At 60.6% G+C, this 22,733-nt stretch carries 19 protein-coding genes and 2 pseudogenes; 15 read left to right on the plus strand and 6 right to left on the minus strand.

Going from position 1 to position 22,733, the window contains the following annotated elements; translation table 11 throughout:
* The first annotated feature begins 480 nt into the window (after positions 1-480).
* The 7 genes and pseudogenes from LRS56_27915 to LRS56_27945 all read left to right on the plus strand — a co-directional run bounded on the left by LRS56_27915 (position 481) and on the right by LRS56_27945 (position 8,786).
* Positions 481-1,839: a glutamine synthetase family protein gene (locus tag LRS56_27915; GenBank protein ID WDU62509.1), complete on the plus strand. Its 1,359-nt coding sequence runs from the start codon at positions 481-483 to the stop codon at positions 1,837-1,839.
* 59 nt (positions 1,840-1,898) lie between these two features.
* A complete protein-coding gene (locus LRS56_27920) occupies positions 1,899-3,263 on the plus strand; it encodes an aspartate aminotransferase family protein (protein ID WDU62510.1) in 1,365 nt (454 codons plus the stop codon).
* Positions 3,264-3,430: 167 nt separating this feature from the next.
* Entirely contained in the window at positions 3,431-4,540 is a 1,110-nt protein-coding gene (locus tag LRS56_27925) for a polyamine ABC transporter substrate-binding protein (GenBank protein ID WDU62511.1), read from the plus strand.
* A gap of 147 nt (positions 4,541-4,687) precedes the next feature.
* Positions 4,688-5,782, plus strand: coding sequence for a polyamine ABC transporter substrate-binding protein (locus tag LRS56_27930; GenBank protein ID WDU62512.1), 1,095 nt, complete (start codon positions 4,688-4,690; stop codon positions 5,780-5,782).
* A gap of 63 nt (positions 5,783-5,845) precedes the next feature.
* A pseudogene (potA, locus tag LRS56_27935) lies at positions 5,846-6,988 on the plus strand (polyamine ABC transporter ATP-binding protein).
* On the plus strand, positions 6,985-7,905 hold the full coding sequence (locus LRS56_27940) for an ABC transporter permease subunit (protein WDU62513.1): 921 nt from the start codon (positions 6,985-6,987) through the stop codon (positions 7,903-7,905). Before potA ends, LRS56_27940 begins: the two are co-directional and overlap by 4 nt.
* Positions 7,902-8,786, plus strand: a complete 885-nt coding sequence (locus LRS56_27945) for an ABC transporter permease subunit (GenBank protein WDU62514.1) — start codon at positions 7,902-7,904, stop codon at positions 8,784-8,786. Before LRS56_27940 ends, LRS56_27945 begins: the two co-directional genes overlap by 4 nt.
* A gap of 131 nt (positions 8,787-8,917) precedes the next feature.
* On the opposite strand, the gene LRS56_27950 is transcribed toward LRS56_27945, so the two are convergent.
* Positions 8,918-9,559, minus strand: coding sequence for an HD domain-containing protein (locus tag LRS56_27950; protein ID WDU62515.1), 642 nt, complete (start codon positions 9,557-9,559; stop codon positions 8,918-8,920).
* A gap of 241 nt (positions 9,560-9,800) precedes the next feature.
* Here LRS56_27950 and LRS56_27955 point away from each other — a divergent pair, with 241 nt between their 5' ends.
* Positions 9,801-10,766: a GlxA family transcriptional regulator gene (locus LRS56_27955; GenBank protein WDU62516.1), complete on the plus strand. Its 966-nt coding sequence runs from the start codon at positions 9,801-9,803 to the stop codon at positions 10,764-10,766.
* Positions 10,767-10,772: 6 nt separating this feature from the next.
* Here the strand turns inward: LRS56_27955 and LRS56_27960 are convergent, their stop codons facing one another.
* A complete protein-coding gene (locus LRS56_27960) occupies positions 10,773-13,127 on the minus strand; it encodes a penicillin acylase family protein (protein ID WDU62517.1) in 2,355 nt (784 codons plus the stop codon).
* Positions 13,128-13,155: 28 nt separating this feature from the next.
* Positions 13,156-13,731, minus strand: a complete 576-nt coding sequence (locus LRS56_27965) for a DUF6436 domain-containing protein (GenBank protein ID WDU62518.1) — start codon at positions 13,729-13,731, stop codon at positions 13,156-13,158.
* Positions 13,732-13,830: 99 nt separating this feature from the next.
* Here LRS56_27965 and LRS56_27970 point away from each other — a divergent pair, with 99 nt between their 5' ends.
* Entirely contained in the window at positions 13,831-14,772 is a 942-nt protein-coding gene (locus tag LRS56_27970; GenBank protein WDU62519.1) for an alpha/beta hydrolase, read from the plus strand.
* 105 nt (positions 14,773-14,877) lie between these two features.
* On the opposite strand, the gene LRS56_27975 is transcribed toward LRS56_27970, so the two are convergent.
* Positions 14,878-15,630, minus strand: a complete 753-nt coding sequence (locus LRS56_27975) for a DUF2059 domain-containing protein (protein WDU62520.1) — start codon at positions 15,628-15,630, stop codon at positions 14,878-14,880.
* A 131-nt stretch (positions 15,631-15,761) separates the two neighbouring features.
* Here LRS56_27975 and LRS56_27980 point away from each other — a divergent pair, with 131 nt between their 5' ends.
* Both LRS56_27980 and LRS56_27985 read left to right on the plus strand, forming a co-directional pair.
* Positions 15,762-16,394 carry a 2OG-Fe(II) oxygenase gene (locus LRS56_27980; GenBank protein ID WDU65825.1) on the plus strand — a complete coding sequence of 211 codons (633 nt, stop codon included), beginning with the start codon at positions 15,762-15,764 and terminating at the stop codon, positions 16,392-16,394.
* Positions 16,395-16,396: 2 nt separating this feature from the next.
* Positions 16,397-16,882 (plus strand): DUF523 domain-containing protein, encoded by a 486-nt coding sequence (locus tag LRS56_27985; protein ID WDU62521.1) that lies wholly within the window; start codon positions 16,397-16,399, stop codon positions 16,880-16,882.
* 43 nt (positions 16,883-16,925) lie between these two features.
* On the opposite strand, the gene LRS56_27990 is transcribed toward LRS56_27985, so the two are convergent.
* On the minus strand, positions 16,926-17,399 hold the full coding sequence (locus LRS56_27990; protein WDU62522.1) for a transporter substrate-binding domain-containing protein: 474 nt from the start codon (positions 17,397-17,399) through the stop codon (positions 16,926-16,928).
* Positions 17,400-17,533: 134 nt separating this feature from the next.
* Here LRS56_27990 and LRS56_27995 point away from each other — a divergent pair, with 134 nt between their 5' ends.
* Positions 17,534-17,974, plus strand: a complete 441-nt coding sequence (locus tag LRS56_27995) for a DUF4399 domain-containing protein (GenBank protein WDU62523.1) — start codon at positions 17,534-17,536, stop codon at positions 17,972-17,974.
* 62 nt (positions 17,975-18,036) lie between these two features.
* On the opposite strand, the gene serA is transcribed toward LRS56_27995, so the two are convergent.
* Positions 18,037-19,266 (minus strand): phosphoglycerate dehydrogenase, encoded by a 1,230-nt coding sequence (gene serA, locus LRS56_28000; protein ID WDU62524.1) that lies wholly within the window; start codon positions 19,264-19,266, stop codon positions 18,037-18,039.
* A gap of 205 nt (positions 19,267-19,471) precedes the next feature.
* On the opposite strand from serA, the gene LRS56_28005 reads away from it, so the two are divergent.
* The 3 genes and pseudogenes from LRS56_28005 (at position 19,472) to LRS56_28015 (ending at position 22,711) form a co-directional block, all read left to right on the plus strand.
* A complete protein-coding gene (locus tag LRS56_28005; protein WDU62525.1) occupies positions 19,472-20,866 on the plus strand; it encodes an FAD-binding oxidoreductase in 1,395 nt (464 codons plus the stop codon).
* A gap of 22 nt (positions 20,867-20,888) precedes the next feature.
* On the plus strand, positions 20,889-21,554 hold the full coding sequence (locus tag LRS56_28010) for a fumarylacetoacetate hydrolase family protein (protein ID WDU62526.1): 666 nt from the start codon (positions 20,889-20,891) through the stop codon (positions 21,552-21,554).
* 229 nt (positions 21,555-21,783) lie between these two features.
* Positions 21,784-22,711, plus strand: a pseudogene (locus LRS56_28015) (SdiA-regulated domain-containing protein).
* Positions 22,712-22,733: the final 22 nt, after the last annotated feature.

Consider the following 22,733-nt stretch of genomic DNA (forward strand, 5'->3'; position numbering starts at 1 on the left):
GCTTTTTGGGGCGGTTTTTTGGGTTTGATGCGCTTGGGACTCGCAGGCTTGAGCGGGCCGTGTTGTATTTTTTACGGGGGTGTTGTGTAAAAAAATGAACAAGGCTAAGCTCGATTCAAACCCATAACAGCAATAATACCGGGGTGCTTCATGTGTCTCCTGCCGCCACTTGGCGTCTTGGCCTGCTCCAGACAGGCTGTGTCATCCGCTCACTCGTCCTGCGTGAACGGCTGTGCCCCGGCCAATATTCTTGACGCCCAGGCCGATCTCTTCTTTGCCTCTGCACTGCCCTCGAATTTGCCGCTGAACGGTTCCCGCGCCAGGAGCTGCTCATGATTCTGCACGACTTTGGCTTGAGGAATGCAACGCTGCAGCAAATGGCAGGTAAGCTCCTACCCTGAACGACAAAACGACGCGGATGCTGCGTCAACCAACGCCTGGCCTTTAATGGATGCCAGGAAACCCAGCCCAGAGGCATTTATGAGTAACAACCTCGACCAGCTCACCGATTGGTTGAAAGACCACAAGATCACAGAAGTCGAATGCATGATTGGCGACCTCACCGGCATCACCCGGGGCAAGATCTCGCCGACCAACAAGTTCATCGCCGAAAAAGGCATGCGCCTGCCCGAGAGCGTTCTGTTGCAGACCGTGACCGGCGACTATGTCGAAGACGACATCTATTACGAATTGCTCGACCCGGCCGACATCGACATGATCTGCCGCCCCGACCAGAACGCGGTGTTTCTGGTGCCCTGGGCCATCGAGCCCACCGCGCAGGTGATCCACGACACCTACGACAAGCAAGGCAACCCGATCGAGCTGTCGCCGCGCAACGTACTCAAGAAAGTCCTCAAGCTCTACGCCGACAAAGGCTGGCAGCCCATCGTGGCGCCGGAGATGGAGTTCTACCTGACCAAGCGCTGCGAAGACCCGGACTTCCCGCTGCAACCGCCCATCGGCCGTTCCGGTCGCCCGGAGACCGGTCGCCAGTCCTTCTCTATAGAAGCGGCCAACGAATTCGACCCGCTGTTCGAAGACGTCTATGACTGGTGCGAACTGCAGGAGCTGGACCTCGACACCCTGATCCACGAAGACGGCACGGCGCAGATGGAGATCAACTTCCGTCACGGTGATGCCCTGTCGCTGGCCGACCAGATTCTGGTGTTCAAGCGCACCATGCGTGAAGCCGCGCTCAAGCACAACGTGGCCGCCACCTTTATGGCCAAGCCGATGACCGGCGAGCCCGGCAGCGCGATGCACTTGCACCAGAGCATCATCGACATCGCCACCGGCAAGAACGTCTTCTCCAACGAAGACGGGACCATGAGCGAACTGTTCCTCAACCACATCGGCGGCCTGCAGAAATTCATCCCGGAGTTGCTGCCGCTGTTTGCCCCCAACGTGAACTCATTCCGCCGCTTCCTGCCCGATACCTCGGCGCCGGTAAACGTGGAGTGGGGCGAAGAAAACCGCACCGTCGGCCTGCGCGTACCGGATGCCGGCCCGCAGAACCGTCGTGTGGAAAACCGCCTGCCGGGCGCCGACGCCAACCCGTACCTGGCGATTGCCGCCAGCTTGCTGTGCGGCTACATCGGCATGGTCGAAGGCCATAACCCGAGTGCGCCGGTGGTGGGCCGTGGTTACGAGCGGCGCAACCTGCGCCTGCCGTTGACCATCGAAGACGCCCTGGAGCGCATGGAAAACAGCAAGACCATCGAGAAATACCTGGGTCAGAAATTCATCACAGGCTACGTCGCGGTCAAGCGGGCCGAGCATGAAAACTTCAAGCGCGTGATCAGTTCGTGGGAGCGGGAATTCCTGCTCTTCGCCGTCTGATGCGCCGGGCGCGCCGGGTGAAACGGCGCGCCCTTCACTGAAAAGTCTAGGAGATTGGTATGTCCAGCAACAACCCGCAAACCCGTGAATGGCAAGCTTTGAGCAGCGATCACCACCTGGCGCCGTTCAGCGACTTCAAGCAATTGAAAGAGAAAGGCCCACGGATCATCACCAAAGCCCATGGCGTTTACCTGTGGGACAGCGAAGGCAACAAGATCCTCGACGGCATGGCCGGCCTGTGGTGCGTGGCGATCGGTTACGGTCGCGATGAACTGGCTGACGCTGCCGCCAAGCAGATGAAAGAACTGCCGTACTACAACCTGTTCTTCCAGACCGCTCACCCGCCGGTGCTGGAATTGGCCAAGGCCATTTCCGACATCGCGCCCGCCGGCATGAATCACGTGTTCTTCACCGGTTCCGGCTCCGAAGGCAACGACACCATGTTGCGTATGGTCCGCCACTACTGGGCGATCAAGGGCCAGCCAAACAAGAAAACCATTATTGCCCGCAAGAACGGCTACCACGGTTCCACCGTGGCCGGTGCCAGCCTGGGCGGCATGACCTATATGCATGAACAGGGCGATTTGCCGATCCCGGGCATCACCCATATCGCCCAGCCGTACTGGTTTGGCGAGGGCGGCGACATGAGCCCCGAAGAATTCGGCGTGTGGGCCGCCAACCAGCTGGAAGAGAAGATTCTGGAGCTGGGCGTGGACACCGTCGGTGCCTTTATTGCCGAGCCGATCCAGGGCGCCGGCGGCGTGATCGTGCCGCCCGCCACCTACTGGCCGCGCATCAAGGAAATCCTCGCCAAGTACGACATCCTGTTTGTCGCCGACGAAGTGATCTGCGGTTTCGGCCGTACCGGCGAGTGGTTCGGCAGTGATTTCTACGACCTCAAGCCGCACATGATGACCATCGCCAAGGGCCTGACCTCGGGTTACATCCCTATGGGCGGCTTGATCGTGCGCGACGAAGTGGTCGAGGTGCTCAATGAAGGCGGCGACTTCAACCACGGCTTCACTTACTCCGGCCACCCGGTGGCAGCGGCGGTGGCCCTGGAAAACATCCGCATCCTGCGCGATGAAAAAATCGTTAACCGCGTGCACGACGAAACGGCACCGTATTTGCAGAAACGTCTGCGGGAACTGGCGGATCACCCTCTGGTGGGCGAAGTGCGCGGTGTGGGCATGCTCGGTGCCATTGAACTGGTGCAGGACAAGGCCACTCGCAAGCGTTATGAAGGCAAGGGCGTGGGCATGATTTGCCGCAACTTCTGCTTCAACAACGGCCTGATCATGCGCGCCGTGGGCGACACCATGATCATTTCGCCGCCGCTGGTGATCAGTAAGGCTGAAATCGACGAGCTGGTGACCAAGGCGCGTACGTGCCTGGACCTGACTTTGGCGGCATTGCAGGGCTAAATGCTAGGCTCAGTGCCAAGCGCACTGGGCAGTTATAAATGTAGGGGCTTTGGTTGAAAGCCGGCCCCTGAACTTGCCAGACTGTCGCCCTGTTTTGTTGCCCTCTGGAAGGGCCGTGAAACGATAAAGAACGTGGCCCAAAAAAGAAAAAATTGGAGCATCACCAAATGAAGGCATTAGGTTTGAAGAACGCTGGCAAGACCCTCCTCGCCTTGTCCCTGATGGGCGCAATGGCGGGCGCGGCCCAGGCTGACGATAAAGTGCTGCACGTCTATAACTGGTCCGACTACATTGCACCGGACACCATCGCCAACTTTGAAAAAGAGTCGGGCATCAAAGTGGTGTACGACGTGTTTGACAGCAACGAGACCCTGGAAGCCAAGTTGCTGGCAGGCAAGTCCGGCTACGACATTGTCGTGCCGTCGAACAACTTCCTCGCCAAGCAGATCAAGGCCGGTGTTTATCAGGAGCTGGACAAGTCCAAGCTGTCCAACTACGACAACCTGAACAAGTCCCTGCTTAAAGCCGTGTCGGTCAGCGACCCGGACAACAAGCACGCCTTCCCGTACATGTGGGGCTCGATCGGCATCGGTTACAACCCGGAGAAGGTCAAGGCCGCGCTGGGCGTGGACAAGATCGATTCCTGGGACGTGCTGCTCAAGCCGGAAAACATCGCCAAGCTGAAAAGCTGCGGCGTGAGCTTCCTCGATTCGCCAACCGAAATGCTGCCGGTGGCGCTGCACTACCTGGGCCTGCCGACCGACACCCAGAAGAAAGAAGACCTCAAGCAAGCCGAGGCCCTGTTCCTCAAGCTGCGCCCTTCGATCGGCTACTTCCACTCGTCCAAGTACATCTCGGACCTGGCCAACGGCAACATCTGCGTCGCCGTGGGTTACTCGGGTGACATTGAACAAGCCAAATCCCGCGCTGCTGAAGCCGGTGGCAAGGTCAAGGTTGCCTACGACATTCCGAAAGAAGGTGCTGGCAGCTTCTTCGACATGGTCGCCATCCCTAAAGACGCCGAAAACGTCGACGCCGCCTACAAGTTCATGAACTACCTGCTCAAGCCGCAAGTGATGGCCGAGATCACCAACAGCGTGCACTTCCCGAACGGTAACGAGAAAGCCACCGCTCTGGTCGACAAAGACATCACCAGCGACCCGGGCATCTACCCGCCAGCGGATGTGCAAGCCAAGCTCTACGCCATTGCGGACTTGCCGGCTGCGACCCAGCGTGAAATGACACGCAGCTGGACCAAGATCAAATCGGGCAAATAAGCCTTGAAACCTGTGGGAGGGGGCTTGCTCCCTCCCACAAATTAAATGACAAAAAGTTTTGCCGGATCGGTTTATCGAGGGTAAGTTGCGCGCCGGTTTTGTTGCCGGGCAACAACTTCGGGCCCAACTATTTAAGAGGACCTCCACTTGCCATTTTCTTTATTTCGCAAAGCCTTGCTGGTGGGTGCAGGTATCACGCTGGCTGTCAGCGTGCAGGCCGCATCGACGGTGCATGTTTATAACTGGTCGGACTACATTGGCCCCGAAACCCTGGCCGACTTCGAAAAGGCCACTGGCATCAAGCCCGTGTATGACGTGTTTGATTCCAATGAAACCCTGGAAGGCAAGTTGCTCGCCGGGCGTACCGGCTACGACGTGGTGGTGCCGTCCAACCATTTCCTCGGCAAGCAGATCAAGGCCGGGGCGTTTCAGAAACTCGACAAGTCATTGCTGAGCAACTACGCCAACCTCGACCCGGCGTTGCTCAAGCGCCTGGAAAAGAACGACCCGGGCAACCAGTACGCCGTGCCGTACCTGTGGGGCACCAATGGCATCGGTTACAACGTCGATAAAGTGAAAGAAGTGCTCGGTGTCGACCATATCGACTCCTGGGCTGTGCTGTTCGAGCCAGAGAACATGAAGAAGCTGGCGAGTTGCGGTGTGTCGTTCATGGACTCGGCGGATGAAATGCTGCCGGCGGTGCTCAACTACATGGGCCTGAACCCCAACAGCACCAACCCTGAAGACTACAAGAAGGCCGAAGAAAAGCTGCTGAAAGTGCGGCCCTACGTGACGTATTTCCACTCTTCCAAGTACATCTCCGACCTGGCCAACGGCAACATCTGCGTGGCTGCCGGGTTCTCCGGTGATGTGTTCCAGGCCAAGGCCCGTGCGGCTGAGGCGGGCAAGGGCGTGAACATCGCCTACGCGATTCCGAAAGAAGGCGGCAACTTGTGGTTTGACGTGTTGGCGATTCCCAAGGATGCGACCAACGTCAAAGAGGCCCACGCCTTTATCAACTATTTGCTGCAACCTGAGGTGATCGCCCAGGTCAGTGATTACGTCGGTTACGCCAACCCTAACCCGGGGGCGGACAAACTGATGGAGCAATCGATACGCACCGACGAAGCGGTTTACCCACCGCAGGCGGTTCTCGACCGGACATTTGTCAACTTCGAGCTACCCCCGAAAGTGCAACGTTTAATGACCCGTAGCTGGACCAAGGTCAAGACGGGCAAGTAAGGCTAAAACTATCCAAGGCTGGCCCGTATTGGGCGAGCTGCACTCTTTTTGGGAGTTTCGTAAATGGCAGTTGCCTCCGGCGCCTATAAGAAAGCCCTCGAGGGCGACCAGACACCGAAAAAGGTGCTGGTCAAAATCGACCGGGTCACGAAGAAGTTCGACGAGACGATTGCCGTGGACGACGTGTCCCTGGAAATCAAGAAAGGCGAGATCTTCGCCTTGCTCGGCGGCTCGGGTTCGGGCAAATCCACCTTGCTGCGCATGCTCGCGGGCTTTGAACGGCCGACCGAAGGCCGCATCTACCTCGACGGTGTGGACATCACCGATATGCCGCCCTACGAGCGGCCGATTAACATGATGTTCCAGTCCTACGCCCTGTTCCCGCACATGACCGTGGCGCAGAACATCGCCTTCGGCCTGCAACAGGACAAGATCCCCAAGGCTGAAGTCGACGCTCGCGTGGCCGAGATGCTCAAGCTGGTACAGATGAGCCAGTACGCCAAGCGCAAGCCGCACCAACTGTCCGGTGGCCAGCGCCAGCGTGTGGCCTTGGCGCGCTCCCTGGCCAAGCGCCCGAAACTGCTGCTGCTCGATGAGCCGATGGGCGCCCTCGACAAGAAACTGCGCTCGCAGATGCAGCTGGAGCTGGTGGAGATCATCGAGCGCGTCGGCGTGACCTGCGTGATGGTGACCCACGACTAGGAAGAGGCCATGACCATGGCCGAGCGCATCGCGATCATGCACCTGGGCTGGATCGCCCAGATCGGCAGCCCGATCGACATCTACGAAACCCCTACCAGCCGCCTGGTGTGCGAGTTCATCGGCAACGTCAACATCTTCGACACCCAGGTGGTGGACGACGCCGAAGGCCACGCCGTGCTCAAGTGCGCCGACCTCGACCGCGACATCTACGTGGGCTACGGCATCGCCACGTCGGTGGAAGACAAGTCGGTGACCTACGCGATTCGCCCGGAAAAACTGCTGGTGACCACCGAAATGCCGACCTGCGAGCACAACTGGTCGAGCGGCAAGGTGCATGACATCGCCTACCTCGGCGGGCACTCGGTGTTCTACGTGGAACTGCCGAGCGGCAAGCTGGTGCAGTCCTTCGTGGCCAATGCTGAACGCCGTGGGCAGCGTCCGACCTGGGGCGACCAGGTTTACGTGTGGTGGGAAGACGACAGCGGCGTGGTACTGCGCTCATGAACATGAAGAAGCTCAAGCGCCGCCTGCAACGAATAACCCCCAGTGGCCGTCACGCGGTCATTGGTATTCCCTTCCTGTGGCTGTTCCTGTTCTTTGCGCTGCCGTTCTTTATCGTCTTGAAGATCAGCTTTGCCGAGGCCGATGTGGCGATCCCGCCTTACACCGAGATCTACACCTTCGTTGAGCAGAAACTCCAGCTGGTGCTGAACCTGGGCAACTACGCGATGCTCGGCGACGACGAGTTGTACATCGCCGCGTACCTGGGCTCGCTGAAGATGGCGTTTTTCAGCACGATTTTGTGTCTGCTGATCGGCTACCCGATGGCCTACGCCATTGCCAGTGCGCGCAAGGAGATGCAAACCGTGCTGGTGCTGCTGATCATGATGCCGACCTGGACCGCGATCCTGATCCGCGTGTATGCGTGGATGGGCATCCTCAGCAACAACGGCCTGCTCAATGGTTTCCTGATGTCCATGGGGTTGATCAACGAACCGCTGCAGATCCTCAACACCAACATTGCGGTGTACATCGGCGTGGTCTATTCGTACCTGCCGTTCATGATCCTGCCGCTGTACGCCAACCTGGTGAAGCACGACCAGAGCCTGCTGGAAGCCGCGTCGGATCTGGGCTCAAGCACCTTCAACAGCTTCTGGAAAATCACCGTGCCGCTGTCCAAGAACGGCATCATCGCCGGCTGCATGCTGGTGTTTATCCCGGTGGTGGGCGAGTTCGTGATCCCGGAACTGCTGGGCGGCCCGGAAACCCTGATGATCGGTAAAGTGTTGTGGCAAGAATTCTTCAACAACCGTGACTGGCCGGTGGCCTCTGCCCTGGCGGTGGTGATGCTGGCGATCCTGATTGTGCCGATCATCCTGTTCAACCGCAGCCAAGCCAAAGAGATGGAGGGCAAAATATGAAGCGCTTCAGTTTCTCCAGCTTCATGCTGGTGGCGGGGTTGTTGTTTATCTACCTGCCGATGCTGATCCTGGTGATCTACTCGTTCAACGAATCCAAACTGGTGACGGTGTGGGGCGGGTGGTCGATCAAGTGGTACGTGGGCCTGCTGGACAACACTCAACTGATGGGCTCGGTGGCGCGCTCCCTGGAAATCGCCTGCTACACGGCGGTGGCCGCAGTGGCGCTGGGTACATTGGCGGCATTCGTGCTGACGCGCATCAGCCAGTTCAAGGGCCGCACGCTGTTCGGCGGCCTGGTGACCGCGCCGTTGGTGATGCCGGAAGTGATCACCGGTCTGTCGCTGTTGCTGCTGTTTGTGGCGATGGCGCAGATGATCGGCTGGCCCCAGGAGCGTGGCATCGTCACCATCTGGATCGCCCACACCACCTTCTGTGCGGCGTACGTGGCGGTGGTGGTGTCGGCGCGCTTGCGTGAGCTGGACCTGTCGATCGAAGAAGCGGCCATGGACCTGGGCGCACGGCCGTGGAAGGTGTTCTTCCTGATCACCATCCCGATGATCGCGCCGTCGCTGGCGGCGGGCGGCATGATGTCGTTCGCGCTGTCGCTGGATGACCTGGTGCTGGCCAGCTTCGTGTCGGGCCCGGGCTCGACCACCTTGCCGATGGAAGTGTTCTCGGCGGTGCGTCTGGGGGTCAAACCCGAGATCAACGCCGTGGCCAGCCTGATTCTGCTGGCGGTGTCGCTGGTGACCTTCCTGGTGTGGTTCTTCAGCCGGCGTGCCGAAGAACACCGCAAGAAGGCCATCCAGCAAGCGATTGAAGAAGCCGCCGCCGATGGCTGGCAGCAGCCGGACAAGCGTCGGGCGCCGGCTCCGGTCTAACTGCCGGAATGCAGTAAAAATGTGGGAGCTGGCTTGCCTGCGATAGCGGTGTGTCAGTCGACAGAAAAGTCGGCTGACAGGGCCTCATCGCAGGCAAGCCAGCTCCCACAGTTGATTGGGTTTCAAGTCAACTACGCAGCCCACGGTGACTTGCGAATCACCTCCACAAAATTCATCGGTTTGAACCCCGGCTCCTGATCCACCAGCACATCGGTTTTCACGTTGCCAAACGTGGTCTGCGGGCGATGGCGCAAGCCGTCGGCGAACGCGCAGATGATGCACTCCTTGAACCCTTCCCCGCGTGGATGCGCATGCACCACGGCTTCGCGCTGCACGCTGGAAAACGCGGCGTAGTCCATGCCCAGTACATCCATCTCGACACCGGCGGTCACCAGCGCCACGGTCGGGCGCAAATGCTGCGGCACGCCCGGTGTGGTGTGCAGGGCGATAGACAGCCACACCTGTTCGATATCGTCATCGCTCAGCCCATAAGGCTTGAGGAAGGCTGCGGCCGCATTGGCACCGTCCACTTCGAAACGCTCCTCGTCACTGCGATGGCCTGCCACCAGGCCGAGGTCGTGGAACATCGCGCCGACGTAGAGCAGCTCCGGGTTAAAGGCCAGTTGCTTGCGCTCACCGCTCAACGCGCCGAACAGAAACACCCGGCGCGAGTGGTGGTAGAGCAGGTCGGATTCGACGTCGCGGATATATTCAGTGGTGGCCTTGGCGAGGGCGCTGTCGGGGATCTGGATGCCGGCGATGGTGGTGGTCATGGTGGTTCTCCTGTGGGAAGGCTCCAGTCTGGTCGCGTGCCTGCCACCGGGCTATCGCGGCGAGGGTGCGATGTCGGCCAATGTGCCTCGATATCACGCCAGATGCGGTCAAATGTGGGAGCTGGCTTGCCTGCGATGCTGGCGACTCGGTCTGTCAGTTAGACTGGGGTGGTGCCATCGCAGGCAAGCCAGCTCCCACAGGGAGTTGTATTTATTCAGCTAGGAAAAGGAGTCTGTAGCCATGGGCAAAACCGTCGGCATCCTGATCTTCCCCGGCGTCCAGTCACTGGATGTGACCGGGCCCATGGATGTGTTCTGCGAGGCCAACCGTTTCCTGGCGCCCGAGGACCATTACCAGCTTGAAGTGATTGGTTTGGCCCATGGCATCCTGGCCGCCTCCAACGGCCTGTCATTGCAGGCTCACCGGCATTACAGCGACGCCCTGCAAGGCTATGACCTGCTGCTGGTCGCCGGCGGCCCGCAGTTGCCGTTCGAAGATTTCGGCGCGCCGTTTGATGATTGGCTGCGTGGCGCTACTGCGCGTGCGCAACGCTTCGGCTCGATCTGCAACGGCGCCTTCATGTTGGCTCGCGCCGGCTTGCTGGAAGGAAAAACCGTCACTACCCATTGGAACGATGCGGCTGATTTGGCGCGCCTGTGCCCCTCTGCCCAAGTCGAGGCTGACCGCCTGTACGTGCAGGACGGCAACCTCTACACCTCGGCCGGGGTCACGGCGGGGATCGACTTGTCGCTGTACCTGCTGGCCCAGGATCACGGCCCGGAAGTGGCGCTGAGCGTGGCCAAGCGCCTGGTGGTGTTCACCCAGCGTGCGGGCGGGCAGTCGCAGTTCAGCCCGTTCCTTACGCCCCACGCCGAAACCACCTCGGCGGTGGCGTTGGTGCAGCTGTACGTGCTGGCAAACCTGACGGGTGACCTGACCATTGCCGACCTGGCCAAGGCCGCCAACATGAGTGCGCGGAATTTCTCCCGGGTGTTTGCCCGTGAAGCGCGGATAACGCCTGCCGAGTTTGTCGAGCGGGCGCGGGTGGACGCGGCGCGGGTAATGCTCGAAAGCAGCCAGGCGCCGCTGAAGACTGTGGCCTATCAATGCGGGTTTCGCGATGCCCAGCACATGCGCAGTGTGTTCAACCGCCGGCTGGGCGTGACGCCGCAACAGTTCCGGCTCAACTTTGCGGCGCCGGTGTAGCTCAGGTTACCGGGCAGGCAATAGTTTGAGCGTGCCACGCGTATTCGCCGTCACTTCCTCATCACTGAAATGCGCCTGCTCGTAACCACCTTCGATGTAGGTTTGCGCCTGGTCGTCATAGTGCTTGTCGAACGGTACGCCGCTTTGCCCGACTGGGTTGATGGTCAGGGCGTGCGCCACATCGGCGAAGTCGATCAGGCGGCGGGTCGACGGGCCGTACGTCACCGGCCACGGCGCGGGGCCGATATTTGCCGACTGGTTGTTCGGAACTTCATGGGTGCCCGGGGCCGGGAACGGGCCGACGTTGACGATCAGGTCCAGCGGCTTTTGCGAGCCCAGCGGGTGGCCGTGAGTCAGGGTGTGGGCCTTGCCCCACTGCCATTGCGTCGGGTCATCGCCGAAGGTGGCCTTGAGGTGAGCGAGGCTGTTGTCCCAGGCGAGCTTCACCCGCTCGGCGCGCTTGCCGTCCCACCACGGCGAGTCCGCAGCGGCAGCCAGGCGGGGCAAGGCGGCATCGATGACGCGGGTGCTGAGCAGAGTCTTGAACATCGCGTCACCCAGTTTCGGGTGGAAGGTCGCATCGGCCAGGTTGAACAGGAACTGGTTAAACAGCGTGGCACTGGTGGAGTCCAGCGGGTAGTCACCTTTCCAGCTTGCGAGCTGTTCCACCAGTTTCAGCTGCGCCGGGTCCTTGACTACTTCACGCAGCACCGGCAACAGCGGCGCCAGCAGGCGCGGGCCGAAGGCGGTGGTGGTACCCAGTTGCAGGGCCTGGCTGTTGTTCACATCCCACTTCACGCTTTTGTCGCTCAACTGCGCGTTCAACTGCTGGCCACGGTCGGCCAGGTTGTAATAACCGGGGATCTCCATGCCGGTGGGCGACACGGGCTGGGCATTGGCCGACACCACATAGCCACGCGCCGGGTTTTCTTCCTGGGGGTTGGCGCTGAAGGGGTAGAAGCCGAGTTTGTCGGCCTGGGCGGTGCTGCCATCGAGGATAAAACCGGGGTTGGCGCCGGCCGGGCGAATCGGCAGCTGCGCGGCCGCCCACCAGCCGATATCGCCCTTGGCATTTGCCCACACGATATTCAGCCCCGGCGCCGACACCTTGGCGGCCGCAGCGCGGGCCTTGGCCAGCGTGTCGGCGCGGTTGAGCTGGTAGAAACCTTCGAGGATCGGGTTCTGGGTGTCGAGGAACGCCCACCACATGGCAATCGGAGTGCTGCCGGCGTTCTCGCCGAGCACGTCATTGATGATCGGGCCGTGGGGTGACCGGCGCAGCGTGAGGGTAACCGGCGCCTGGCCCTTCACGGCGATCTGTTGTTCGCTGCTGGTCATGTCGACCCACTGGCCGTGGTACCAGACCTGGTTGGGATTGCCCGGGTTGACCTTTTCGGCGATCAGGTCGAGGTCATCGTTCTGGAACATGGTCAGGCTCCAGCCGAAATCCAGGTTGTGCCCCAGGAACGCCATCGGCACCAGCGCGTTGTGATAACCGTACAGCTCGAAGCCCGGCGCCGAGAGTTGCGCCTCGTACCACACCGACGGCACCGAGAAGCGGATATGCGGGTCACCCGCCAGCAGCGGCTTGCCGCTTTTGGTGCGGCTGCCGCTGATGGCCCAGGCGTTGCTGCCCTCGAACTGCGGCAAGCCGTTGTCGGCCAGGGCCTGTTCACTGAGGGACGCGAGGGCGCCAAGCGTTCGCCAGTCACTCGCGGCCAGGTTGAGCGCGCCTTTGGGTTGCCAGTCCAGGTCGAAGACTTTCAGGTAGTCGCTGCCCAACTGGTCGCGTACGTAAGTCAGCAGTGGCTCTGTACGAAACGCAGCGGCAAAGCTGTAGGCCATGTAGCCGGCGACGCTGATGGTGTCTTCAGCGGTAAACCGCCGCTTGGGGATGCCCAGCACGTCGAACTCCATCGGGCTGGCGTGGCTGTCCTGGTACTGGTTGATGCCGTCCAGATAGGCTTGCAGGGCTTTCCATGCCGGCGAGTCATGGTCGATCTGTTCCACGTAACTCAAGGCGCGCTCACGAATGCGCAGGCTGCGGAACAACTTGTCGGTGTCGAGCAGCTTGGGGCCGAGCACCTCGGCCAGCTCGCCACGGGCCAGGCGCCGCATGATCTCCATCTGGAACAGCCGGTCCTGGGCATGCACATAGCCCAGGGCGCGATACAGGTCGGTCTCGTTTTCGGCGCGGATGTGCGGCACGCCACGGTCGTCATAACGCACCGTGACCGAACCTTGCAGGTTCGCCAGTTCTACCGTGCCCTGGCGGGTCGGTTGCTTGCTGTAGACGTACCAGCCGGCGCCTAGGGCGATCAGTACCAGCAGAACCGCGAGAACCTGCAAGACGCGCTTCATGAACATTCCTTAAGAGGGGGGGGGCGAGCTACTTATCTTTTGACCACGAACAATAGCAGCCCACCGCCAGCGTGTGCGTGGCATTCACCTCGCGCCCAGCCTCAAGCGCCTGCAAAATCGGCTCGATAAAACTGTTACTGGAATTGCACGTCAGCCCTTCACTGTAGGGCCCGAAGTACGCGAGCTTGCCCGAACGATCCCAGATTCCCACGGCCGGGCTGGCCGGCACTTGGTCGGCGCCGGGCAGGGCCGCGAGGGTTTTCATCGTGCGCAGGTTGTCGGGCAACCGGCCGTGGCTGCCGGATTTTTGCAGGGCGTAGAACTCGACGCCTTGGGGCGCGTAGTGTTCGATCAGTTCGCCCAGGTGTTGCCCGTTGCCGACGTTGCACGGGCAGGCCGGGTCCCAGAAGTGCACCAGGCGGATCGGGCCGGGGCCCGAGAGTTCGGCGGGCAGGCGCAGGGCGTCGCCGGAAAATACCGCTGTGTGTTCGCTGAAGGCGCGCAGGTAGCGGCCCTGGAACCAGTCATACGCCGCCCACAGCACGCTGGCGCAGATGATCAGGATCAGGCTCGCGAACAGGGCGGTACGGTAGGGCTGACGCATTCAGAGGTATCCTCGCAGGTCGCGTAGCTTGCCATGCTTGTCCTGACAGATGAATATCGCAGCTCGATATTCATCTTCGCCGTAAGTGTGGAACCCTTTATGCCCGTTACCTTTGACCCCGATCATCTGCGCGAAAGCTTGCGGCCTCTGGTGGATGCCCAACCGCTGAGCGCCGAGGCGCGGGTCTACCAGCGTTTCTACGGATTGGACCTGGCCGCACGCACAGTGCCGGCGGTGAGCCGCCTGGGGCGTTTTGAGGTGGATGGGTTCGAGGTGGTCGCCCAGGTGTGGTGGCCGCCTGAACCGGTGGCGACGCTGTTCATGTTTCACGGCTTCTACGACCATATGGGTTTGTATCGCCATGTGGTGGACTGGGCGCTGGACCAGGGCTTTGTGGTGATCGCCTGCGACTTGCCGGGCCATGGTTTATCCAGTGGCGAACGCGCCAGTATTGATGATTTTGCGGTGTATCAAGACGTGGTGCAGGCGTTGTTCGCCCAGGCCCTGGCGCTGCAATTACCGCAGCCCTGGCACTTGTTCGGGCAGAGTACCGGCGGCGCGGTGGTGGTGGATCACTTGCTCAACCATGGCACCGACAGTCCGGCCCAGGGTAGGACTTTTCTGCTTTCTCCGTTGGTGCGTCCACGTGCCTGGGGTTGGTCGCAAGTCAGCTATTACCTGCTGCGGCCGTTCGTCAAAGGTATTGCCCGGCGGTTCAGCGAGAACACCCACGACCCGGCGTTCAAACCGTTCCTGGAAGCCGACCCGCTGCAGCCGCGCCAGCTGCCCACCGCCTGGGTAGGCGCGCTGGCGCGCTGGATCAAGCGCATCGAAGCCGCACCGCGCAGTGCAAGGCGGCCGGTGATCGTGCAGGGTGAGGAAGATATGACGGTGGACTGGCAGCACAACTTGCGGGTGCTGCGGGGCAAGTTCGATCAGCCTGAGGTGTTGATGGTGCCGCGTGGCAGGCATCACCTGGCGAATGAGATTTCCGAGATTCGTGAAGAGTACTTCAGTTTCCTCACGGATCAACTGAAGTAACACAGTCCGAATGTGGGAGCGGGCTTGCTCGCGAATGCGGAGTGTCAGTCAACTAAGTTGCTGATTGACACACTGCATTCGCGAGCAAGCCCGCTCCCACATTGGTTACTGCGCCAGGCTGGAGGTGCTTTGGCCGACTGCCAAGCCTGCACGAATCGCTGCCAGCGCCGCCTGGTAATACGCCTTACCCTCCGGCGACTCCGCAAACGTAGCGAATTCTTCCAGCTCCGGGTCAGACAAGTCGCGATAGACGTACAGCAGCGTGTTGCTCAGATCCTTATCGATCTGCTGCATCAGCCGCTCACGCTGGCCATTCAACATACCTTGGGCCTGACCGCCGCCCAGCAAGCCGGGGATCATCTGGCTCAAGCTGTCGGCCGCCACGCCGGCGATGGCCAGGCTGACTTCCGCACCGGCTTCGCGGGCCGGCAGGGCCTGGGCCAGGTGGCCGATGATCAGGCTGCGGGTGGCGTCGGCTTCGATATGTGGCAGGCCCTGGGCGTTTTTCGCCAGTTGGTCGCGGCGCGTGGCCAGCAACTCGGCGGCGACAATCTTGCGGCCCAGGGGCGATTGGAAAAACGCCAGGGCCGGTTTTGGGTCCGCCAGGTTCTTGCGCAATTGCGCCTCGGCACGCTGGTCCATGGCCTGGGCCGCAAAGCGTTTATTGCTGTTGTCCACCAGCGCCTGGTACACCGCCGGCGGCAGGCTGTTGCGGTAGCGTTGTTGGGCGGCACTGAGGGCGTCATTGAAATGCGCACGTTGTTCGGCCCAGCCGGCGACCTTGTACAACTGGTCATGGCTGTCTGCCCAGGCGGGCAAAACGCAGAACATCAGCAAGGAAAAAAACAAACGACGCATATGGACTCCTGTCAGTCGGCCACTATTGTCCGTGTCGGGCGTAGGATTTGTCGAGAAATCCTATCAGTCGTCTGACTAAAGTTAACTCAGACGCTCGGCGGCTCTGTCGGATTCACAGGCGTATGGATACTATGCGCGCCATGCAAATACCCCTTGATCACCCCCTGCTGCAACGCATCGTCGACGACCTGGCCGAAAAAGGCTGGTCGCAGCAGAACGGCTTCCTGCCCCAGGCTCTGACCCTGGAACTGGCGGCTGAGTGCCGTAAACGTGCGGCCGAAGGGGAATTGGCTCCGGCAGCGGTGGGGCGTGGGCCGGCTCAGGAGATCCGCGAGGGCATTCGCGGGGATCATATCCAATGGCTGGAAGAGGGCGACGCGGCGGTCTGCGAGAGCTATATGGCGTTGATGGACAGCCTGCGCCTGGCGATGAACCGCGGGCTGTTCCTCGGCCTGGAAGACTTCGAAAGCCATTTCGCGATGTACCCGCCCGGGGCGTTCTACCTCAAGCACCTCGACCGCTTCCGTGACGATGACCGGCGCATGGTCTCGGCGGTGATCTACTTGAACGACGCCTGGCTGCCCGAGCACGGCGGCCAGTTGCGCATGTACCTCAAGGGCGGCGTCGAATACGATGTGGTGCCCACCGGCGGTTGCCTGGTGGTGTTCCTGTCGGGCGAGGTGCCCCACGAAGTCATGCCCGCCACGCGCGAACGCCTGTCCCTCACCGGCTGGTTTCGGCGGCGGGGCAACGAGCCGTTTTAAGCATGCAAAAGATTCTGATCAGCCGCTGCCTGCTCGGGCACAAGGTGCGCTACGACGGTGGCGCCAGCGGGCCCTTCGACCAATTGGCAGTGTGGCAGGCCGAAGGCCGTGTGATTGCGATCTGCCCGGAAGTGGCGGGCGGTTTGCCGACGCCAAGGCCATCTGCCGAGATTCCCGGCGGGCAGGGCATCGATGTGTGGGAAGGTCGTGCACAAGTGCTGACGGCCGAGGGCGAAGATTTCAGCGCCGCCTTTCTCGACGGCGCCCGCCAGGCGTTGGCGCTGGTGCAGCGCCATGGCATTCGCATCGCCATCCTCAAGGCCAATAGCCCGTCCTGCGGCAACCTGCTGACCTATGACGGCACGTTCAGCGGTGTGAAGGTCAGCGGAGAGGGGGTGACGGCGGCGTTGCTCAGGCAGCATGGCGTGCTGGTGTTCAGTGAGCTTGAGCTGGCCGAAGCGGCACTGCATCTCTCAAGCCTTGCCTAGATCAAAATGGGAGCAGGCAAGCCAGCTCCCACATTGACCGCATTTACTCAGGCTTAAACCACTTCTGCGCCAACGCTTTCAAGCGGCCATCGGCCTTCACCTGCTGCAACGCCTTGTCCAAACTGCTCTTGAACGCCGGATTACCCTTCTGGAACGGGATCGCCAGCTCCGGCTTCTCGTTATAAGCCTCACTGAAATCGAACCGATCCTGCAGCTCGGCAGTCATAGCGATATGGTTGATGGCCACGTCGTACTTGCCGCTTTCCACTCCTGGCAGCAGGTCGGTGTCATCGGTGGTGATAAACGAAGGGCGCACGTCCATCTCTTTGGCCAGTTGCTCGCCCAGTTCCACTTCGAAACCGGTGAGTTTGTCGCCTTCCTTGAAGTTGAACGGCGGGGTGTTGGCTTCGAGGGCGATGCGCAGTTCACCACGGTCGAAGACATCATCGACCAGTTCGGCGTGAGCCAAGGGGCTCAGGAGGGGAAGCAGCAGTAACAGGCCAGGCGAAAAGCGCATGGTCACTCCTAAAGAATTCGAATGTGCGAGGCGCCGTTCAGCATCGCTTTGCTATGGTGTTGAGTGCCTTGGACAGCAATTTGTCGCGAAGTTGTCATGAACCTACAGATTTCCTGGAAAAACTGGAGAAGCGAATGAAAGCCTTTTTGTCCCGTGCCACCCTGGCCTCCCTGCTGCTGGGTGCTTCGATGTTGGCCACCGCCGCCGACGGCATCCCACGCAGTGCTCCACCCGAAGGTGCCAAGGTGTTTATCGTGTCGCCCAAAGACGGCGCTACCGTCGACAAGACCTTCACCGTCAAATTCGGTATGGAAGGCCTGAAACTGGCCCCGGCCACCAGCCAGGATCCAGGTACCGGTCACCACCACCTGCTGATCGACCAGAAAGAATTGCCTGACGCCAGCGTGCCGATTCCGGCCACCGACACCGTGATCCACTACGGCAAGGCGCAGACCGAAACCGAACTGACCCTCACCCCCGGCAAGCACACCTTGCAACTGGTGGCCGGCGACAAACTGCACATGCAGTTCAACCCGACTGTAGCCTCGAAAGTCATCACGGTTAACGTCAAGTAAGATTTGTTCAGATGTAAAAAAGGGAGCCCGAGGGCTCCCTTTTTCATGGTGCGGTTGAAACCTTAGAACAACACGCGGCTACGAATGGTGCCGTTGATGTGCTGCAGCTTCTCTTGCGCCAGGTCCGAGTACTCGGCGTCGACGTCGATGACCACGTAGCCGACCTTCTCGTTGGTCTGCAGGAACTGACCGGAGATGTTGATGCCGTTTTCCGCGAACACCTTGTTGATCTCCATCATCACGCCAGGGATGTTCTGGTGGATGTGCAGCAGGCGGTGCTTGCCAGGGTGAGCCGGCAGGGCCACTTCCGGGAAGTTGACGGACGATACCGAAGTACCGTTGTCGCTGTACTTGACCAGCTTCTCCGACACTTCCAGGCCGATGTTGGCTTGGGCTTCAGCGGTGGAGCCGCCGATGTGCGGGGTCAGGATCACGTTGTCCAGGCCACGCAGCGGGCTTTCGAAGATGTCGTCGTTGGAGCGTGGCTCCACCGGGAACACGTCGATTGCGGCGCCGATCAGGTGCTTGTCCTTGATCGCGTCGGCCAGGGCGTCCAGCTCAACCACGGTGCCGCGTGCAGCGTTGATCAGAATGCCGCCTTTCTTGATGGCGCGGATTTCCTTCTCGCCGATCATCCACTGGGTCTCAGCGGTTTCCGGAACGTGCAGGGTCACGATATCGGACATGCCCAGCAGTTCGGTCAGGCTCGATACCTGGGTGGCGTTGCCCAATGGCAGCTTGGTCAGGGTGTCGTAGAAGAACACCTGCATGCCCAGGCCTTCGGCCAGGACCGACAACTGCGTACCAATCGAACCGTAACCGACGATGCCCAGCTTCTTGCCGCGGATTTCGAAGGAGTTGGCCGCGCTTTTGATCCAGCCGCCACGGTGGCAGGAAGCGTTCTTCTCAGGGATGCCGCGCAGCAGCAGGATGGCCTCGGCCAGCACCAGCTCCGCAACGGAACGGGTGTTGGAGTACGGTGCGTTGAACACCGCGATGCCGCGCTCGCGCGCTGCGTTGAGGTCGACCTGGTTGGTGCCGATGCAGAAACAGCCGACAGCCACCAACTTCTTGGCGTGGTCGAAGATCTCTTCGGTCAGCTGAGTGCGGGAGCGAATGCCGATAAAGTGCGCGTCGGCGATCTTTTCCTTTAACTGGGCTTCCGGCAGAGAACTGGTGATGTACTCAATGCTGGAGTACCCAGCGGCTTTCAGAACGTCGACAGCCGATGGGTGGACGCCTTCCAGAAGAAGGAACTTGATCTTGCTCTTATCGAGAGAAGTCTTGCTCATCTGCGTAAACCTGTATCCCGGAGAAAATTGGCAGGGAGTCGAGCAGCGCAAGCTGACCCGGACGGCAGGAAAGCCGTCACCGCAGAAACGCCCTTGGGCTCTGTCCTGCGGGGGCGGTATGCCAGCATACGCGCCCCGCTAAACACTCATTCCTGCGACGTGAAGCGTTCTCAGGATGACCATGAATTGTTCGAGAGTTCTGTCGATGACCCATCCTGCCCTGATTGATGAGCTAAAGACCCTGGTTGAGCCCGGCAAAGTGCTGACCGATGCAGACTCCCTGGAGGCTTACGGCAAGGATTGGACCAAGCACTTCGCACCTGCGCCCACCGCCATCGTGTTCCCCAAGACCACTGAACAGGTGCAGGCCATCGTCCGTTGGGCCAATGCACACAAGGTGGCGCTGGTGCCGTCCGGCGGTCGTACCGGCCTGTCGGCAGCTGCCGTTGCGGCCAATGGCGAAGTGGTGGTGTCGTTCGACTACATGAACCAGATCCTCGACGTTAACCTCACCGACCGCACCGCCGTGTGCCAGCCGGGCGTGGTCACCAAGCAATTGCAGAACGTCGCCGAAGAAAAAGGCCTGTACTACCCGGTGGACTTCGCCTCGTCAGGTTCCAGCCAGATTGGCGGCAATATCGGCACCAATGCCGGCGGGATCAAGGTCATTCGCTACGGCATGACCCGTAACTGGGTGGCGGGCATGAAAGTCGTCACTGGCAAGGGTGATGTGCTGGAACTGAACCGTGACCTGATCAAAAACGCCACCGGCTACGACATGCGCCAACTGTTCATCGGCGCCGAAGGCACCTTGGGCTTTGTGGTGGAAGCCACCATGCGCCTGGACCGGGCGCCGAAAAACCTTACCGCGATGGTGCTCGGCACTACCGATTTCGACTCGATCATGCCGGTGCTGCACGCTTTCCAGAGCAAGCTCGACCTGACGGCCTTCGAATTCTTCTCCGACAAGGCCCTGGCCAAAGTCCTGGGACGCGGCGATGTGCCGGCACCGTTCGAGACCGAATGCCCGTTCTACGCGCTGCTGGAATTCGAAGCCACCACCGAAGAAGTCGCCAACCACGCTCTGGAAACCTTCGAGCACTGCGTCGAGCAGGGTTGGGTGCTGGACGGCGTGATGAGCCAGAGCGAAACCCAACTGCACAACCTGTGGAAGCTGCGCGAATACATCTCCGAGACCATTTCCCATTGGACGCCGTACAAGAACGATATCTCGGTCACTGTCTCCAAAGTGCCGGCGTTTTTGAAGGAAATTGATGCGATCGTCGGCGAACACTACCCGGACTTCGAAATTGTCTGGTTCGGCCATATCGGCGACGGCAACCTGCACCTGAACATCCTCAAGCCGGAAAACCTGAGCAAGGACGAGTTTTTCGCCAAGTGCGCCACCGTCAACAAGTGGGTGTTCGAGACCGTGCAGAAGTACAACGGCTCGATCTCCGCCGAACACGGCGTGGGCATGACCAAACGCGATTACCTGACCTACAGCCGCTCCCCGGTTGAAATCGAATATATGAAGGCAGTGAAGGCGGTGTTCGACCCGAACGGGATCATGAACCCTGGCAAGATCTTCGCTGTTTAACCGCCCCTGAAGGAGTCGTTCCATGAGCTACCAGCACAAGTATGTCGACGGCACCAACATCCACTTTCCTGTCGGTAAAGTGGTGTGCATTGGGCGTAACTACGCCGAACATGCCAAGGAACTGGACAACCCGGTGCCGACCGAACCGTTGCTGTTCATCAAACCGGGCAGTTGCGTGGTGCCGCTTGAAGGCGGTTTCAGCATCCCGACCGAGCGCGGTTCGGTGCATTACGAGGCGGAAATCGCGGTGTTGATCGGCAAACCGCTGTCGACCAAGCCCAGCCGTGAAGAAGTGCTGGACGCGATCTCCGGCTTCGCCCCGGCCCTGGACCTGACCCTGCGCGACAAGCAGGCCGAGCTGAAAGCCAAGGGCCTGCCGTGGGAAATCGCCAAGTCCTTCGACGGCGCGGCAGTGATCGCACCGTTTGTGGTGAGCAGTACCTTTGCCGATGTGACCGATATCGGCATTCGCCTGAGCATCAACGGCGAAGTGCGCCAGGACGGCAACAGCGCGCAGATGCTCAACCCGATCATCCCGATGATCCAGCACATGGCCGGCTGCTTTTCGCTGCAGGCCGGCGACGTGATCCTCACCGGCACCCCGGCCGGCGTGGGCCCGCTGAATGTGGGCGATGAGTTGGTGCTGGAGCTGAGTGGCGTGAACCGCTTCGAAAGCAGCGTTCGCTGACCTTGTGGGAGCGGGCTTGCTCGCGAAGGCGGTGTGTCAGTCAACAAGTTCATGGCTGATCTGCCGCATTCGCGAGCAAGCCCGCTCCCACATTGGATATTCATACATTCTGGATCTCGGTTTTTTGCATTTTTTTCACACACCATCCGGATAATCCTTGGCCTCCAGCACACGAGCCCATTGATCCTGTGCTATCCCCTAACGCTGACTTCCCTGGAAAAAGCGCCCAATGGCCGTGCCCCTGCCCTCCGCTACACCCAAGCCGCGTTCGCGTTTTGCCCTGCGCTGGTACTCCTGGCTGTTTCTCGCCGGCGCCATCGTGTATGGCATTGCGTGGGTCATGCACTGGGACGATCGCGGTGTGTTGTGGCTCCTGGAGCGGTTTGAAACGCCCGCCGAGCGCCAGGAAAGTGTATGGCTGCCGGACTATCATGCGGTGATCGACGCCAAAGTGCTGCCGGGCATGGAGAAGGATGAAGCGTCCGACGTCTCCTACAACCCGCAGACCAAAACCCTGTTTTCCGTGATGGGCAAAAACCCGTTCCTCGTTGAGCTGAGCCTGCAAGGCGATGTGCTGCGCAAGATGCCGCTTAACGGCTGGGATAACCCGGAAGGCGTGACGGTGATGGAAAACGGCCTGATCGCGGTGGTCGATGAGCGCCAGCACACGGTCAGCCTCGTCAAGGTCGACGCCACCACCCAGCAATTGAACAAGGCCGACTTCCCGAGTTACGACCTGGGCCCGTCCAAGGATCAAAACAAAGCGTTTGAAGCCGTGGCCTGGGATAAGCGCAACCAGCAACTGGTGTTCGGCGAGGAGCGCCCGCCCGCGTTGTTCACCTGGAAAAGCGACGGTGGCCAGACCCTGGCTGGCGATAAACAAAAGCTGGCCAGCAAAGCGTTGGACATGCGTAACCTTTCGGCCCTGGCCGTAGACCCGCGTACCGGGCACTTGCTGGTGCTCTCGGCGGACTCCCACCTGCTGCTGGAGTTGGATGAAAAGGGCGAGCAGGTCAGTTTCATGACCCTGCTCGGCGGTTTCAACGGGCTCAACAAGACCATTCCGCGTGCGGAAGGGGTGACCATGGACGAGGAGGGCAACCTGTACCTTGGTCAGTGAGCCCAACCTGTTCTATCGGTTCGAAAAGCAGAAATAGCCCACCGATTACGTCGGCGATG

The organism is Pseudomonas poae (genome assembly GCA_028869255.1).
Taxonomy (GTDB): Bacteria; Pseudomonadota; Gammaproteobacteria; order Pseudomonadales; family Pseudomonadaceae; genus Aquipseudomonas; species Aquipseudomonas poae_C.

Coding starts and splice junctions, on each gene's coding strand:
- LRS56_27915 (WDU62509.1), top strand. CDS start 481: ATGAGTAACAACCTCGACCAGCTCACCGATTGGTTGAAAGACCACAAG.
- LRS56_27920 (WDU62510.1), top strand. CDS start 1,899: ATGTCCAGCAACAACCCGCAAACCCGTGAATGGCAAGCTTTGAGCAGC.
- LRS56_27925 (WDU62511.1), top strand. CDS start 3,431: ATGAAGGCATTAGGTTTGAAGAACGCTGGCAAGACCCTCCTCGCCTTG.
- LRS56_27940 (WDU62513.1), top strand. CDS start 6,985: ATGAACATGAAGAAGCTCAAGCGCCGCCTGCAACGAATAACCCCCAGT.
- LRS56_27945 (WDU62514.1), top strand. CDS start 7,902: ATGAAGCGCTTCAGTTTCTCCAGCTTCATGCTGGTGGCGGGGTTGTTG.
- LRS56_27950 (WDU62515.1), bottom strand. CDS start 9,559: ATGACCACCACCATCGCCGGCATCCAGATCCCCGACAGCGCCCTCGCC.
- LRS56_27955 (WDU62516.1), top strand. CDS start 9,801: ATGGGCAAAACCGTCGGCATCCTGATCTTCCCCGGCGTCCAGTCACTG.
- LRS56_27960 (WDU62517.1), bottom strand. CDS start 13,127: ATGAAGCGCGTCTTGCAGGTTCTCGCGGTTCTGCTGGTACTGATCGCC.
- LRS56_27965 (WDU62518.1), bottom strand. CDS start 13,731: ATGCGTCAGCCCTACCGTACCGCCCTGTTCGCGAGCCTGATCCTGATC.
- LRS56_27970 (WDU62519.1), top strand. CDS start 13,831: ATGCCCGTTACCTTTGACCCCGATCATCTGCGCGAAAGCTTGCGGCCT.
- LRS56_27975 (WDU62520.1), bottom strand. CDS start 15,630: ATGCGTCGTTTGTTTTTTTCCTTGCTGATGTTCTGCGTTTTGCCCGCC.
- LRS56_27980 (WDU65825.1), top strand. CDS start 15,762: ATGCGCGCCATGCAAATACCCCTTGATCACCCCCTGCTGCAACGCATC.
- LRS56_27985 (WDU62521.1), top strand. CDS start 16,397: ATGCAAAAGATTCTGATCAGCCGCTGCCTGCTCGGGCACAAGGTGCGC.
- LRS56_27990 (WDU62522.1), bottom strand. CDS start 17,399: ATGCGCTTTTCGCCTGGCCTGTTACTGCTGCTTCCCCTCCTGAGCCCC.
- LRS56_27995 (WDU62523.1), top strand. CDS start 17,534: ATGAAAGCCTTTTTGTCCCGTGCCACCCTGGCCTCCCTGCTGCTGGGT.
- serA (WDU62524.1), bottom strand. CDS start 19,266: ATGAGCAAGACTTCTCTCGATAAGAGCAAGATCAAGTTCCTTCTTCTG.
- LRS56_28005 (WDU62525.1), top strand. CDS start 19,472: ATGACCCATCCTGCCCTGATTGATGAGCTAAAGACCCTGGTTGAGCCC.
- LRS56_28010 (WDU62526.1), top strand. CDS start 20,889: ATGAGCTACCAGCACAAGTATGTCGACGGCACCAACATCCACTTTCCT.